General features: G+C 62.5%; 14 protein-coding genes. All 14 read left to right on the forward strand.

Translation table 11 applies throughout. The features are described from left to right. The first annotated feature begins 83 nt into the window (after positions 1–83). The gene (locus BUS12_RS31460; RefSeq protein WP_074301227.1) at positions 84–1,244 is read left to right on the forward strand and encodes an ABC transporter substrate-binding protein; all 1,161 of its coding nucleotides are present in this window, start codon (positions 84–86) and stop codon (positions 1,242–1,244) included. Positions 1,245–1,425: 181 nt separating this feature from the next. Then, the gene (locus BUS12_RS31465; protein WP_074301228.1) at positions 1,426–2,481 is read left to right on the forward strand and encodes a branched-chain amino acid ABC transporter permease; all 1,056 of its coding nucleotides are present in this window, start codon (positions 1,426–1,428) and stop codon (positions 2,479–2,481) included. Positions 2,482–2,485: 4 nt separating this feature from the next. Continuing rightward, a complete protein-coding gene (locus tag BUS12_RS31470; protein WP_074301229.1) occupies positions 2,486–4,270 on the forward strand; it encodes a branched-chain amino acid ABC transporter ATP-binding protein/permease in 1,785 nt (594 codons plus the stop codon). A gap of 11 nt (positions 4,271–4,281) precedes the next feature. Further along, positions 4,282–5,034, forward strand: coding sequence for an ABC transporter ATP-binding protein (locus BUS12_RS31475; protein WP_171991761.1), 753 nt, complete (start codon positions 4,282–4,284; stop codon positions 5,032–5,034). A 174-nt stretch (positions 5,035–5,208) separates the two neighbouring features. Continuing rightward, complete coding sequence (gene mnmG / locus BUS12_RS31480) at positions 5,209–7,176, forward strand: tRNA uridine-5-carboxymethylaminomethyl(34) synthesis enzyme MnmG (RefSeq protein WP_074301230.1); 1,968 nt, start codon at positions 5,209–5,211, stop codon at positions 7,174–7,176. Continuing rightward, the gene (gene rsmG / locus BUS12_RS31485; RefSeq protein WP_074301231.1) at positions 7,173–7,868 is read left to right on the forward strand and encodes a 16S rRNA (guanine(527)-N(7))-methyltransferase RsmG; all 696 of its coding nucleotides are present in this window, start codon (positions 7,173–7,175) and stop codon (positions 7,866–7,868) included. Before mnmG ends, rsmG begins: the two co-directional genes overlap by 4 nt. A 76-nt stretch (positions 7,869–7,944) precedes the next feature. Further along, positions 7,945–8,718: a ParA family protein gene (locus tag BUS12_RS31490; RefSeq protein ID WP_074301232.1), complete on the forward strand. Its 774-nt coding sequence runs from the start codon at positions 7,945–7,947 to the stop codon at positions 8,716–8,718. 38 nt (positions 8,719–8,756) lie between these two features. Continuing rightward, the gene (locus BUS12_RS31495) at positions 8,757–9,644 is read left to right on the forward strand and encodes a ParB/RepB/Spo0J family partition protein (RefSeq protein WP_074301233.1); all 888 of its coding nucleotides are present in this window, start codon (positions 8,757–8,759) and stop codon (positions 9,642–9,644) included. A 13-nt stretch (positions 9,645–9,657) separates the two neighbouring features. Next, complete coding sequence (locus BUS12_RS31500; RefSeq protein ID WP_083640686.1) at positions 9,658–10,809, forward strand: SLC13 family permease; 1,152 nt, start codon at positions 9,658–9,660, stop codon at positions 10,807–10,809. 279 nt (positions 10,810–11,088) lie between these two features. Then, on the forward strand, positions 11,089–11,631 hold the full coding sequence (locus BUS12_RS31505; protein WP_074301234.1) for an ATP synthase subunit I: 543 nt from the start codon (positions 11,089–11,091) through the stop codon (positions 11,629–11,631). 154 nt (positions 11,632–11,785) lie between these two features. Beyond that, positions 11,786–12,637 carry a F0F1 ATP synthase subunit A gene (atpB, locus tag BUS12_RS31510; RefSeq protein ID WP_074301235.1) on the forward strand — a complete coding sequence of 284 codons (852 nt, stop codon included), beginning with the start codon at positions 11,786–11,788 and terminating at the stop codon, positions 12,635–12,637. A 94-nt stretch (positions 12,638–12,731) separates the two neighbouring features. Further along, positions 12,732–13,001, forward strand: coding sequence for a F0F1 ATP synthase subunit C (gene atpE / locus BUS12_RS31515; RefSeq protein ID WP_007180033.1), 270 nt, complete (start codon positions 12,732–12,734; stop codon positions 12,999–13,001). Between the two features lie 138 nt (positions 13,002–13,139). After that, on the forward strand, positions 13,140–13,610 hold the full coding sequence (locus tag BUS12_RS31520; protein ID WP_074301236.1) for a F0F1 ATP synthase subunit B: 471 nt from the start codon (positions 13,140–13,142) through the stop codon (positions 13,608–13,610). Between the two features lie 2 nt (positions 13,611–13,612). Beyond that, positions 13,613–14,152: a F0F1 ATP synthase subunit delta gene (locus BUS12_RS31525; protein ID WP_074301237.1), complete on the forward strand. Its 540-nt coding sequence runs from the start codon at positions 13,613–13,615 to the stop codon at positions 14,150–14,152.

Raw genomic sequence — 14,152 nt, forward strand, 5'->3', positions numbered from 1 at the left:
CACCTGAACCTGGTCAATAGATTCAGACACTCGGCCCGCGAGCCGGATAATCGATAAACAGATCAAGCGTTTGGAGACAGGCAATGAAAAAGACAAGGCAGTGGATCGGCACGGCTCTCGCATTGACGTTGGCATGCGGCGCGAGCGCGGCGCTGGCGCAGGTGAAGATCGGCGTGACGTTGTCGACGACGGGACCGGCCGCATCGCTCGGGATTCCTGAGAAGAACACCATCGCGTTGCTGCCGCAGGAGATCGGCGGCAAGAGCGTGCAATACATCGTGCTCGATGACGCCTCCGACACCAGCAAGGCCGTGCAGAACACGCACAAGCTGATCGACGAAGACCACGTCGACGCGATCATTGGTTCGACCGTCACGCCGAATTCACTGGCGATGCTCGACGTGATCTCGGAGGGCAAGACGCCGATGATTTCGCTGGCCGCGTCGGCCGCGATCATCGCGCCGATGGATGCGAAGCGCGCATGGGCCTTCAAGACGCCGCAAAACGACAGCCTGATGGCCGACGCGATTGCGGGTTCCATGGAGAAGCACGGCATCAAGACGGTCGGCTTCATCGGTTTCGCGGATGCTTATGGCGAGAACTGGTACAGCGTCTTCAATGCCGCGGCGGCGGCGCATCATCTGAAGCTGGTCGCCAATGAGCGCTACGCCCGCACGGATGCCTCGGTCACGGGCCAGGTGCTGAAGACGATGGCGGCGAACCCGGACGCGGTGCTGATTGCCGGCTCGGGGACGCCCGCGGCGCTGCCGGCCAAATCGCTGAAAGAGCGTGGCTACAAGGGCGCGATCTATCAGACCCATGGCGTGGCGAACAACGATTTCCTGCGCGTGTGCGGCAAGGATTGCGAAGGCGAGTTGCTGCCGGCCGGCCCGATTCTCGTAGCGGACCAGTTGCCGGATTCGAACCCGGTGAAGCAGTCGTCCGAGGCCTACAAGAACGCGTATGAGAAGGCGTATGGCGTGGGCTCGGTGGCGACCTTCGGCGGTCATGCATGGGATGCCGGCCAGATGCTGCAGCGGGCGATTCCGGAGGCGCTCAAGAAGGCTCAGCCGGGCACCCCGGCGTTCCGTGAAGCGCTGCGTGACGCGCTTGCCAACATCAAGGAGTTGCCGCTTTCGCACGGCATCATGAACACCTCCGCGACCGACCACAACGGCCTCGATCAGCGCGCTCGCGTGATCGTGCAGATCGTCGACGGCAAGTGGAAGCTGCAGAACGAATAACGCAGGAAAGCGGACGGTACGCGCCTCTCGCGCATCCAGCGTGCGGTGGCTGACGCCGCGCCGCCATTCTGGTCGATGACAATGCCTGTATCCGCCGCGCCGGGCTCCGGCGCGGCGCTTGTGTTTGGCAGTCGGTTTCCCGGTTTCAGTTTCGATTTTCGACGTTTCAGGACGAGGAAGTATGGATCTATCTATTGCGGCGATCCTCGCGCAGGACGGCATCACCACCGGAGCGATTTACGCGCTGCTCGCGCTGGCGCTGGTGTTGGTGTTTTCCGTGACGCGGGTCATCTTTATCCCGCAGGGCGAGTTTGTCTCCTACGGTGCGCTGACGCTGGCAGCCCTGCAGTCGCAGAAATTTCCGGCGACCTGCTGGCTGCTGATGGCGATGGGGGTGGCGTGTTTCGTGGTCGAGACAGCGGGCCTCGTGCGGCATCCGGAACGGCGCGCGCATGCGGCGCGCACGCTGGCGGTACTGGCGGGGAAGTATCTGCTGTTTCCGGGCGCGGTGTATGTCGTGACGCATGGGCTGTTCGCGCATCCCCTGCCAATGCTGGCGCAGATTGCGCTGACGCTGCTGATCGTGATTCCGATGGGCCCGTTCGTGTACCGGCTGGCCTTCGAGCCGATCGCCGAAGGCACGACGCTCCTGCTGCTGATCGTCGCGGTCGCAGTGCATTTCGCGATGGTCGGCCTCGGACTGGTGATGTTCGGCGCGGAGGGCTCGCGCACCAACGCGTTCTCCGACGCGACCTTCAACCTCGGCAGCCTGTCCATCTCCGGGCAGAGCCTGTGGGTGCTGGGGACGGCTGTGGTGCTGATCGCGGCGCTCTATCTGTATTTCGACCGCTCGATTTCGGGCAAGGCGTTGCGCGCGACCTCGGTCAACCGGGTTGGAGCACGGCTGGTCGGCATCGGCACGACCCAGGCCGGCAGGCTCGCGTTCACGCTGGCTGCGGGGCTCGGCGCGCTGTGCGGCATCCTCGTCGCACCCCTGACCACCATCTACTACGACTCGGGCTTCCTGATCGGTTTAAAGGGCTTCGTGGGGGCCATCATCGGCGGTCTGGTCAGTTACCCGCTGGCGGCAGCGGGTTCGATACTGGTAGGCCTGCTGGAGTCGTATTCGTCGTTCTGGGCGAGTGCCTATAAGGAAGTGATCGTGTTCACGCTGATCATCCCGGTGCTGCTGTGGCGTAGTCTCGCCAGCCCGCATGCGGAAGAGGACGAGGAGTGACACGATGAAACGCATCCTGCAAAGCAAGTTCTTCTGGCTGTTCCTCGTCGTGATGTTCGCGCTGCCGGTGTTGCCGCAGCCGCTTCACGTGCCCGAGTACTGGGTGACGCTGCTCAATTACATCGGCCTGTACGCGATCGTGGCGATCGGCCTGGTCCTGCTGACCGGCATCGGCGGCATGACGAGCTTTGGTCAGGCGGCGTTCGTCGGCGTGGGCGCCTATACGACCGCCTTCCTGACGACGCAGTACGGCGTGTCGCCGTGGCTCGCGCTGATAGTCGGGGTGGTGCTGACAGCGCTGATTGCGCTGATGCTCGGCGCCGTGACGATGCGTCTGTCAGGGCACTTCCTGCCGCTCGGCACTATCGCCTGGGGGCTGGCGCTGTTCTATCTGTTCGGCAACCTCGACATCCTCGGCAAGTACGACGGCATCAACGGCATCCCGGTGCTTAACGTGTTCGGCATCAATCTGGAATCGGGCCGCCATATCTATTACCTGATCTGGGTGGTGGTGATCGGGGCGGTGGTGTCCGTTCAGAATCTGCTTAATAGTCGGCCGGGGCGGGCGATCCGTGCCTTGCGCGGCGGCGGCGCGATGGCGGAAGCCATGGGTGTCAATACGGCGTGGATGCGTGTGGTGATCTTTATCTACGCGGCCGTGCTGGCGTCGATCTCCGGCTTCCTTTACGCGCATCTGCAACGCTCGGTGAATCCGACGCCGTTCGGTCTGAACCACGGCATCGAATTCCTGTTCATGGCGGTGGTGGGCGGGGTCTCGCATGTGTGGGGCGCGGTGCTCGGGGCGGCGATCCTGACTATCCTGCAGGACTATCTGCAGACGCTACTGCCCAAACTGCTAGGGGAGAGCGGCAACTTTGAAGTGATTGTGTTCGGCGTGCTGATGGTCTTGTTGCTGCAGTACGCGCGCCAGGGCGTGTGGCCGTTCGTGGCGCGCTTCTTTCCGCGCGGGCCGCGTGCCCACGTGCCGGAGCAGGCGGAGCCGTTGCCGCAGCGCAGCAAGCCCGCAGCCGGTGAAACGCTTCTGACCGTGGATAAGGCGCGCAAGCAGTTCGGCGGCCTGGTGGCCGTGAACGACGTCAGCTTCGAGGTGAAGGCGGGGCAGATCATCGGGCTGATCGGACCGAACGGCGCCGGTAAATCGACCACCTTCAATCTGGTCACGGGTGTGCTGCGGGCGACCAGCGGCGAGATCGCGTTTCGCGGCGAGCGGATCGATGCGCTCACTTCACGTGAAATCGTCAAACGCGGGATTGGCCGCACGTTCCAGCACGTCAAGCTGCTGCCGGGCATGAGCGTGCTGGAAAACGTCGCGATCGGCGCGCATTTGCGCGGGCACGCGGGCGTGTGGCGTAGCGTGGCAAGGCTGAACGGCGCGGAAGAAGGGCGCCTGATGGCGGAAGCCGCCCGGCAGATCCGTCGCGTGGGGCTGGAAGAGCATATGTACGACGAGGCCGGAAGCCTCGCGCTGGGCAAGCAGCGGATTCTCGAAATCGCGCGGGCGCTGTGCTGCGATCCGACGCTGCTGCTGCTCGACGAGCCGGCTGCGGGTCTGCGTTATCAGGAGAAGCAGCAGCTCGCCGATCTGCTGCGCAAGCTCAAGGAAGAGGGGATGAGCGTGCTGCTGGTCGAGCACGACATGGATTTCGTGATGAACCTGACCGACCGGCTGGTGGTGATGGAGTTTGGCACGCGGATCGCGGAAGGTTTGCCGCAGGACGTACAGCAGGATCCGGCGGTGCTCGAGGCGTATCTGGGTGGGGTGGACTGATGAGAACGATGATGAATTCCGCAATGCCGATCCTCGACGTGGAGGGCCTGTCGGTCCGCTACGGCAAGGTCGAGGCGCTGCACGGCGCCAGTATCAAGGTGCGGCCGGGGCAGATCGTGTCTGTGATCGGTCCGAACGGCGCGGGCAAGTCCACGCTACTCAACGCCATCATGGGCGCGTTGCCGGTGAGCGGCCATGCGAAGGGCGCGATTGTCTATCAGAGCGAGGATGTCAGCGCGGTGCCGGTGGAAAAGCGGGTGGCGCTAGGCATGTGTCTCGTCCCCGAGAAGCGGGAGTTGTTTGCGACGATGAGCGTCGAAGACAACCTGGTGCTCGGCGCCTACCGACGCAAGCGGGCAGGGGAGCGCAACTTCCTGGACCAGCTTGAACCGGTGTTCACTTTGTTTCCGCGCCTGAAGGAGCGTCGCAAGCAGGCGGCAGGGACGCTATCCGGCGGCGAGCGGCAAATGCTGGCGGTGGGGCGGGCGCTGATGGGCAAGCCCGAATTGCTGATGTTGGACGAGCCGAGCCTGGGCCTCGCGCCGCTGATCGTGAAAGAGATTTTTCACATCATCAGCGCGCTGCGTCAGACAGGTGTCGCGACCTTGCTGATCGAGCAAAATGCCCGCGCGGCCCTGCAGATTTCGGACTATGGCTACGTGCTGGAGACCGGCGAGCTGGCGCTGGAGGGTCCGGCCGTGGAGTTGGCGCAGAATCCTCGCGTGATCGAAACGTATCTCGGTTTGACGAAGAAGGTGGCGTAAAGCCTTTGGCCTCAAGGGTTTGCGAGTGATCGAGCGGTGTGTTTCACGTGAAACACACCGCTTTTTTTATCGCCTTGGCCAAACGGACGAATTCGGGCCAAAACCGAACCCGCTATAATTCGCCCATACATTTTCCTTAGAAGGTTCACGCGGTGTCCCGGCGTGAGATCCGCGATGCTTTATCCCACTGAATTTGACGTAATCGTCGTCGGCGGCGGCCACGCCGGCACCGAAGCCGCTTTGGCTTCCGCGCGCATGGGCAACAAGACGCTCCTGCTGACGCACAACATCGAAACCCTCGGCCAGATGAGCTGCAATCCGTCGATCGGCGGTATTGGCAAAGGCCATCTGGTGAAGGAAGTCGATGCGCTGGGCGGCGCGATGGCGGCGGCCACGGACGAGGGCGGCATCCAGTTTCGCATCCTGAATTCGTCGAAAGGCCCAGCCGTGCGGGCGACCCGCGCGCAGGCCGACCGCCTGCTGTACAAGCAGGCCATCCGGCACCGTCTCGAAAATCAGCCAAATCTCTGGCTGTTCCAGCAGGCGGTGGACGACCTGATGGTGGAGGGCGATCGGGTAGTGGGCGCGGTGACGCAGGTGGGAATTCGCTTCCGCTCGCGTGCTGTCGTGCTGACGGCCGGGACCTTCCTGGACGGCAAGATTCACGTGGGTCTGAACAACTACACGGGTGGTCGCGCAGGCGATCCGGCTGCGGTGTCGCTGTCGGCACGCCTCAAGGAACTGAAGCTGCCGCAAGGCCGGCTGAAGACCGGCACGCCGCCTCGAATCGACGGCCGCACGATCGATTTCTCCAAGCTCGAAGAGCAGCCGGGCGATCTGGACCCGGTGCCGGTGTTCTCGTTCCTCGGTCGCGTCGAGCAGCATCCACGTCAGGTGCCGTGCTGGGTCACGCATACCAACGAGCGCACGCACGACATCATCCGCGGCGGACTCGACCGGTCGCCGATGTATACGGGCGTCATCGAAGGGGTGGGGCCGCGCTATTGCCCGTCGATTGAGGACAAGATTCACCGCTTTGCGTCGAAGGAGTCACATCAGATCTTCCTTGAACCCGAAGGCCTGACCACGAACGAGTTCTACCCGAACGGGATTTCCACGAGCCTGCCATTCGACGTGCAATTGGAATTGGTGCGCTCGATGGTGGGTCTTGAGCATGCGCACATCCTGCGTCCGGGGTATGCGATCGAGTACGACTATTTCGATCCGCGTGGACTGAAAGCGTCGCTGGAAACCAAGGTGATCAACGGGCTGTTCTTTGCCGGCCAGATCAACGGTACGACCGGTTACGAAGAGGCTGCGGCGCAAGGGCTGCTGGCCGGGATCAACGCGGGTCTGCATGTGCAGGGCCGCGAAGCATGGTGCCCGCGCCGCGATCAGGCTTACCTCGGCGTGCTGGTCGACGATCTGGTGACGCGTGGTGTCTCCGAGCCGTATCGCATGTTTACCAGCCGGGCAGAATATCGCCTGAGCCTGCGCGAAGACAACGCGGATATGCGTCTGACGGAAGTTGGGCGCGAGCTCGGCGTCGTGGACGACGTGCGTTGGGAAGCCTTTAGCCGTAAGCGCGAGGCTGTTTCACGTGAAACAGAGCGCCTCCGCACGACGTGGGTGAATCCGAAGACGTTGCCCGCTGAAGAGGCGACGGCATTGCTCGGTAAGGCGATCGATCACGAGTACAGCCTCGCCGATCTGCTGCGTCGTCCGGGTGTGACGTACGACGGCGTGTGCGGTTTGCGCGACGGCGCCTGCGCACCGGCCGAAGCCTTGGCTGAAGACGACGTTCTGCTGGCTCAGATCAAGGAGCAGATCGAGATCGGCATCAAGTATCAGGGCTATATCGAGCGTCAGGCCGGGGAAATCGAGCGCAACGAATCCCACGAGAACACACGCCTGCCCGAAGGACTGGACTATGCCGAAGTACGCGGACTGTCGTTCGAGGCCCGCCAGAAGCTGACCCAGTTCCGGCCGGAAACGATCGGCCAGGCATCGCGCATCTCCGGGATCACGCCGGCGGCGATTTCGCTGCTGATGGTTCACCTGAAGCGTGGCCTTGGCCGGCGCTCGAGCAAACCCGCCGGTGCGGCCGACAGCGGCACCGACTCCACGCCGGTGACGCAATGACGGCACGGCAGAAGGGATTTGGCGGCGCGGATAGCAGGGAAGCGCTGGGTGCATTGCTCAATGAGGGCGTCGAGGAGTTGGGCCTCGATCTGAGCGACGCCCAACTCGACAAACTGCTCGACTACGTCGCATTGCTCGCCAAGTGGAATGCCGTATACAACCTCACGGCGATCCGCGACCCGCGGCAAATGCTGATCCAGCACATTCTCGATTCGCTTTCGATCGTGCCGCATCTCGCGAGCCTGGGGCCGTCGTCGGCGCTCGACGTCGGCTCGGGTGGCGGCCTGCCCGGCATCGTGCTGGCGATCGTCTTGCCGGACTGGACGGTCACGCTCAACGACATCGTCCACAAAAAGACGGCGTTCCAGGCGCAGGCCAAAGCGGAACTCGGTCTCACCAATCTCTCGGTAGTGACCGGCCGCGTCGAAACACTGAAGCCTGGCGTGGAAGTGCCGGCAAAGTTTGATGTAATCGTCTCGCGTGCATTCGCAGAGCTCGCGGATTTCGTTACACTGGCCCGTCATCTGGTTGCCGGGCAGGGCGCGATCTGGGCCATGAAGGGCGTGCGCCCCGATGGCGAGATCGAACGCCTGCCTGCGGGCTCCCACGCGAAACAGATCATCCGGCTCAAGGTGCCGTCGCTCGAGGCTGAGCGCCACCTGGTTGAGGTGGTGCTGGACGCCGGCAGCTAAGCCCCACGAAGCACAGCAGACACCAGACACAAGCGCATTCCAACTCATCCAGGCAGCAAAAAGGGACACACCAACGATGGCAAAAATCTTCTGCGTTGCGAACCAGAAGGGCGGCGTCGGGAAGACGACGACAGCAGTCAATCTTGCCGCGAGCCTCGCATCGCAGGGACAGCGTGTCCTTCTCATCGATCTGGATCCGCAGGGTAACGCCACCATGGGCAGCGGCGTCGACAAGGCCGCCTGCGCGAATACCATCTATGAAGTGCTGGTGGACGGCGTGGCGGTGGCGGATGCGCGTGTGCGGCCTGAGGCGGTTTCGTACGATGTCGTGCCGGCCAACCGCGAACTGGCGGGCGCTGAGGTCGAGCTGGTGAACGTGCAGAATCGCGAGCGTCAGTTGAAGGATGCGCTGGCGCTGGTGGAGGGCGAGTACGACTTCGTACTGATCGACTGTCCGCCGGCTCTGTCGTTGCTGACACTCAATGGTCTGTGTGCCGCCCATGGCGTGGTGATCCCGATGCAGTGCGAGTACTTCGCGCTCGAAGGGCTGTCGGACCTGGTCAACACCATCAAGCAGGTGCACGCGAACCTGAATCGCGATCTGAAGGTCATCGGGCTGCTGCGCGTCATGTTCGATCCGCGCATCACGCTGCAACAGCAGGTGTCCGACCAGTTGAAAGAGCATTTCGGCGACAAGGTATTTGACGTCGTCATTCCGCGCAATGTGCGCCTTGCCGAGGCGCCTAGCTATGGATTGCCGGGCGTGGTGTTCGACCGTGCGTCGCGCGGCGCGCAGGCGTACGTGCAATTTGGCGCGGAAATGATTGAGCGAGTGCGCGCGATCATCTGACGCGTGGCGAGGCACCCCAAGCTGATCGAGGAAGCACGATGAATGCAGTAGCACGAAAGAAGGGATTGGGCCGGGGGCTGGAAGCCTTGCTCGGCGGCAGCGCGGATATCACCGAGGCGGTGAAGATCGAAGGCGCGCCGAACGTCTTGCCGCTCGGCAAGCTGCAGGCCGGCAAGTACCAGCCGCGCACGCGTATGGACGAAGGCGCGCTGCAGGAGCTGGCGGCCAGCATTCGCGCGCAAGGGCTGATGCAACCGATCCTCGTGCGGCCGGTTTCGGCGGACAAGTACGAAATCATCGCCGGCGAGCGGCGTTTCCGCGCCGCGCGTCTGGCCGGTCTGGACGAGGTGCCGGTGCTGGTGCGGGATGTGCCCGACCAGGCCGCTGCCGCGATGGCGCTGATCGAGAACATCCAGCGCGAAGATCTGAATCCGCTGGAAGAAGCGCAGGGCATCCAGCGTCTGCTCGACGAATTCAGCTTTACGCACGAGCAGGCGGCGGAATCGGTGGGGCGCTCGCGCAGTGCCGTGTCGAACCTGCTGCGTCTGTTGAATCTGGCAGCGCCGGTGCAGACGATGCTGCTCGCGGGCGATCTCGACATGGGGCATGCCCGTGCACTGCTGGCGGTCGACCCCGCCACGCAGATCACGCTTGCCAACCAGGTGGTCAACAAGCGGATGTCGGTGCGCGAAACCGAAAAACTGGTGACCACGACCACCAAGGTGGCGCCGGCGGTGAAGGCGAAGGCAAACAACGACGGTGGCCGCGATACCCGGCGCCTCGAAGAGGAACTGTCGGATCTGCTGGCTGCCACGGTCAGGATCAAGCTCGGCCGCCGCGGGCGCGGCCAGGTGCTGGTGGACTTCGGCGACCTCGACGCGCTCGAAGGTATCCTCGCGCGGCTGCGCGGCAACGCCACAGCCTGATCGACGCTTCCCAGTGACGGTTGCCGAGCGCGAGTCCCACACCGCCAAAAGAAGTCCGCTGCGCAAGCTGATCGCCTTTGCGACGAACGAGCCTGTTCTCTCGGTCCTCGTCGTCGCGCTGATCGCGCTGCAGTGTCTGCACCCGCGCCCGTGGCTCACGCTGCCGGGCCTCGTCGACTGGCAGACCGTCCTGACACTGGCAGGACTCCTGATCTTGACGAAGGCCATCGAATTGTCAGGATTCCTGATATGGCTGGCGCACCGCGTGATTCATTCCATCCACTCGGAACGGGCCCTCGCATTTTTGCTGATCGGCCTGGCGGCGGTGTTGTCGATGCTGCTGACCAACGACGTCGCGCTGTTCGTGGTCGTGCCACTCGCGTTGTCCCTGCACGAACTCACACCGCTGCCGCTCAAGCGCCTTGTGATTTTCATCGCGCTGTCGGTGAACGCCGGCTCGATCCTCACGCCGCTCGGCAATCCGCAAAACCTGTTTCTCTGGCAGACCAGCGGTGTGTCTTTTGGCGGTTTCGTCTGGGGGCTGGCGCCACTGTGCGCCGCGTTGATGGCGATGCTCTACGTCATGGCGGCGGCCAGCTTCCGCGCGAAGCCGCTCGATCTGTCCAAAGACACGGAGGCGCACCGCGTCGACCGCGTGCTGGTTGGCGTCGCGGTGCTGTTGTTCGTGGCGTTCGTGCTGCTCGCCGATTCGCACCATGCCGGCATCGGACTCGCGGGCGTCATGGCGGGCTTCCTGATCTGGCGCCGCGAGATCGTGTTGAAGATCGACTGGTTGCTGCTGCTGATCTTCGTCTTCATGTTCATCGTGTTGCGCAGCGTCGCGGCCCTGCCGTGGGTGCACGCGACGGTCGGCCAACTGGGGTTGGCGACCCCGCTGCGCGCTTTTGCCGCAGGGGCGATTCTTTCGCAAGGCATCAGCAATGTTCCGGCTGCAATCATGCTCGCGGAGTTCACCAAAGACTGGCGCGCGCTCGCCTATGGTGTGAGCGTGGGGGGCTTCGGCATCGCCATCGGCTCGCTGGCGAATCTGATCGCGGTGCGTCTCTCAAAAGAGCGCGGCATGTGGCTGCCGTTTCACCTTTACGCCGTGCCGTTCTGGCTGATCGGCGGGGCCGTTGGCGGCTGGCTGCTGTTGCATATTTGATACGGACGCCGCAGCATCCGCGTGCTAGTGTTCCGGCCCGGATCGGGTCAATTCAAGAGGCATTTTTCGCGATCCCCCGGCAGCCTTACAGTTGACGTCCATTGGGGTCGGAAAGCGGCTTTCCCGCATCATGGAGCGCCTTTTCACGCGGGTTATTGAACGGCCTAAAGTCTTGAATTGCCTGCAACTATCGCTTACAATCGCCCGGATTTAATTGCACGGCAACCCCGTAAGCGTCGCGTAAGCTGGCGGACGGAACTAGACTTTCGGAACACAGCGATGGCGGTCAAAACGTCGAATCAGGCGCCGAAGAATGGGCACGACGAAGACCGCGCAGAACGCCCGTTTTCCGCTGCGTCCGGTCGGCCCGTTACACCGGACCCTGAGTGGGATGCCGAGCAACACGATAACAATATCGTTCCGCTCACGCGGGCTGAGGCAGAAAAACTGTTCGGTCCGAATGTGAGTCGTCCATCGCGGGTCACGCCTTTCAAGGTCGTGGCGGCGCAAATGGTTTTGTCCCTGGGTGCGACGCTGGTGTGGTGGCTGTTCTACAAGCCGCCGGGCGCTGCTGCGCTGTCCGCGTTCCTGGGGGGAGCGATTTGCTGGGTGCCGGGCGCATTGTTCGCGGCACGCCTAAGAACACTGAGCGGCGCCGAAACAGTCATGAGCTGGATGATCGGCGAAGCGCTCAAGATGGGGACAACGATCGCGATGTTTGTAGCCATCGCTTTCTGGTATCACGACGTACGCTGGGTGCCGCTGCTCGTGACCTACCTCGTTGCATTGAAGACGTACTGGATCGCGCTCGCCTGGCGGTGAGCGGTGAAGTAACGCAAAAAATACTGGCTGGCGCGCGGCGTCGGCAAAAAGGCGCGCGGGTAAGACATCACTCGCGCCGGCGTGTTCCCGCAATAGACTATTGCGGCGGGAACGGCCCGGACTGATTTTCGACAATTTGGGTGGCATTAACGATATGGCAGCTAGCGAAGGAACGCGCGCGATGGATCCGTCCGAGTACATCGCGCACCACTTGCAGAACTTTTCTACCGCGCACCAGACGTCGATTTTCGATATCCACGTCTGGAATCTGGACACCCTGTTCTGGTCGATCGTTTGCGGCCTGCTCACCATCTTCATCCTGCATCTCGCTGCCCGTAAAGCGACCTCCGGCGTGCCGGGCCGCTTCCAGTGCGCGATCGAAATGCTGGTCGAGATGGTCGAAGATCAATCGAAGTCGATGATCCACGGCAGCCGTACCTTCATTGCTCCGCTCGCCCTGTTCGTGTTCGTCTGGGTTGCCCTGATGAACTCGCTCGACTTCATCCCCGTCGACCTGCCGGGTCGCGTGATCGGCTGGCTGGGCCTCTCGGAAGTCATCCCGCACCACCGCATCGTTCCGACGGCCGACCTCAACGGCACGATCGGCATCGCGCTCGGCGTGTTCGTGCTGATGATTTACTACAACTTCAAGATCAAGGGCGTCGGCGGTTTCGTGCATGAACTGCTGTCCGCTCCGTTCGGCGCGCATCCGCTGCTGTGGATCCCGAACCTGGCACTGAACATCATCGAGTTCGTCGCGAAAACGGTTTCCCTCGGCATGCGGCTGTTCGGCAACATGTATGCGGGCGAACTGCTGTTCCTGCTGATTGCCCTCCTGGGCAGCATCTGGAGCTTCGGCGCGGACACGACGGTGCTTGGCTTCATCGGCCACGTGATCGCCGGCAGCGTGTGGGCCATCTTCCACATTCTGATCGTGCTGCTGCAGGCGTTCATTTTCATGATGCTGACGCTGGTGTACCTCGGCCAGGCACACGACAAGCACTAACCTGCGCTGTCGAACCACGAATTGCTTTAGCTTTTTAGTTTTTTAAATCCTAGTTCCAACCAGTTCCAAAAAGACTTTTCACAAAGGAGTGATCATGCAAGCTTTCATCGCCAACATCCAGGGTCTGACCGCCATCGGTATCGGCATCATCATCGGCCTGGGTGCAATCGGCGCCTGTATCGGTATCGGCCTGATGGGCGGCAAGTACATTGAGGCATGCGCTCGTCAGCCGGAACTGATGAACCCGCTGCAAACCAAGATGTTCCTGCTGGCTGGTCTGATCGATGCGGCGTTCCTGATTGGCGTTGGTGTGGCAATGCTGTTTGCGTTCGCGAACCCGCTGCTGTCGAAGCTGGCAGGCTGAGGTTCCTCGGAAGTTTGCGCCTGAGCTATAACTGGTAAAGGCGCAGGGCGGAACGGGCACTTAGGCGCTGATCGAATACAGAATCGATGAGCGCCTTGCCGTTTCACTTTCCGAACTAGCAACGTTTAAGGAAACACCGTGAATCTCAACGCAACCCTGTTTGCGCAAATGGTCGTGTTCCTGATCCTCGCGTGGTTCACGATGAAGTTCGTGTGGCCTCCGTTGATCAACGCTCTCGACGAGCGCGCGAAGAAGATCGCCGACGGTCTGTCTGCTGCTGAAAAGGGCAAGGCGGAACTGGAAGCCGCGCACAAGCGCGTCGACCAGGAACTGGCACAGGCACGCAACGACGGCCAGCAACGCATTGCTGACGCCGAAAAGCGCGCAGTGACCCTCGCTGACGAAATCAAGGCTCAGGCGCAAGCTGAAGCCGCCCGCATTCTCGCGCAAGCGAAGGCCGACGCCGAGCAACAAGTCGTCAAGGCGCGTGAAGCGCTGCGCGGCGAAGTCGCCGTCCTCGCCGTCAAGGGCGCCGAACAGATCCTGAAGCGCGAAGTCGACCAGGCAGCTCACGCTGACCTGCTGAATCAACTGAAAGCCGAGCTCTGATCATGGCCGAACTTGCAACCATCGCCCGTCCGTACGCAGAAGCGCTGTTTGGCGTGGCCGAAGCTGGTGACATCGCCGCCTGGTCCACGCTCGTGCAGGAGCTGGCACAGGTTGCGCGTCTGCCCGAAGTGCTGTCGATCGCTACGAGCCCAAAAGTAAGCCGCGCCCAGGTCAGCGAACTGCTGCTGGCCGCGGTCAAGTCGCCGCTCAAGGACAATGCGCAAGCGAAGAATCTGGTGCATATGCTGGTGGACAACCACCGTCTGCCACTGCTGCCGGAAATCGCTACGCAGTTCGAAGAGCTGAAGAACGCCCGCGAAGGGGCGGCCGATGCGCTGATCGTCAGCGCATTCCCGCTCGAAGGCGAGCAGTTGAACGAACTCGTCGCAAGTCTCGAACACAAGTTCAAGCGCAAGCTGAAGCCGGTGATCGAGGTCGACTCGTCGCTGATCGGCGGCGTGCGCGTGACGGTCGGCGATGAAGTGCTCGATACCTCGGTCCGCGCGCGGCTTGCCAGCATGCAGACGGCTCTGACGGCCTGA

The sequence above is a fragment of the Paraburkholderia phenazinium genome (assembly GCF_900142845.1).
In the GTDB taxonomy this organism is placed as follows: domain Bacteria; phylum Pseudomonadota; class Gammaproteobacteria; order Burkholderiales; family Burkholderiaceae; genus Paraburkholderia; species Paraburkholderia phenazinium_A.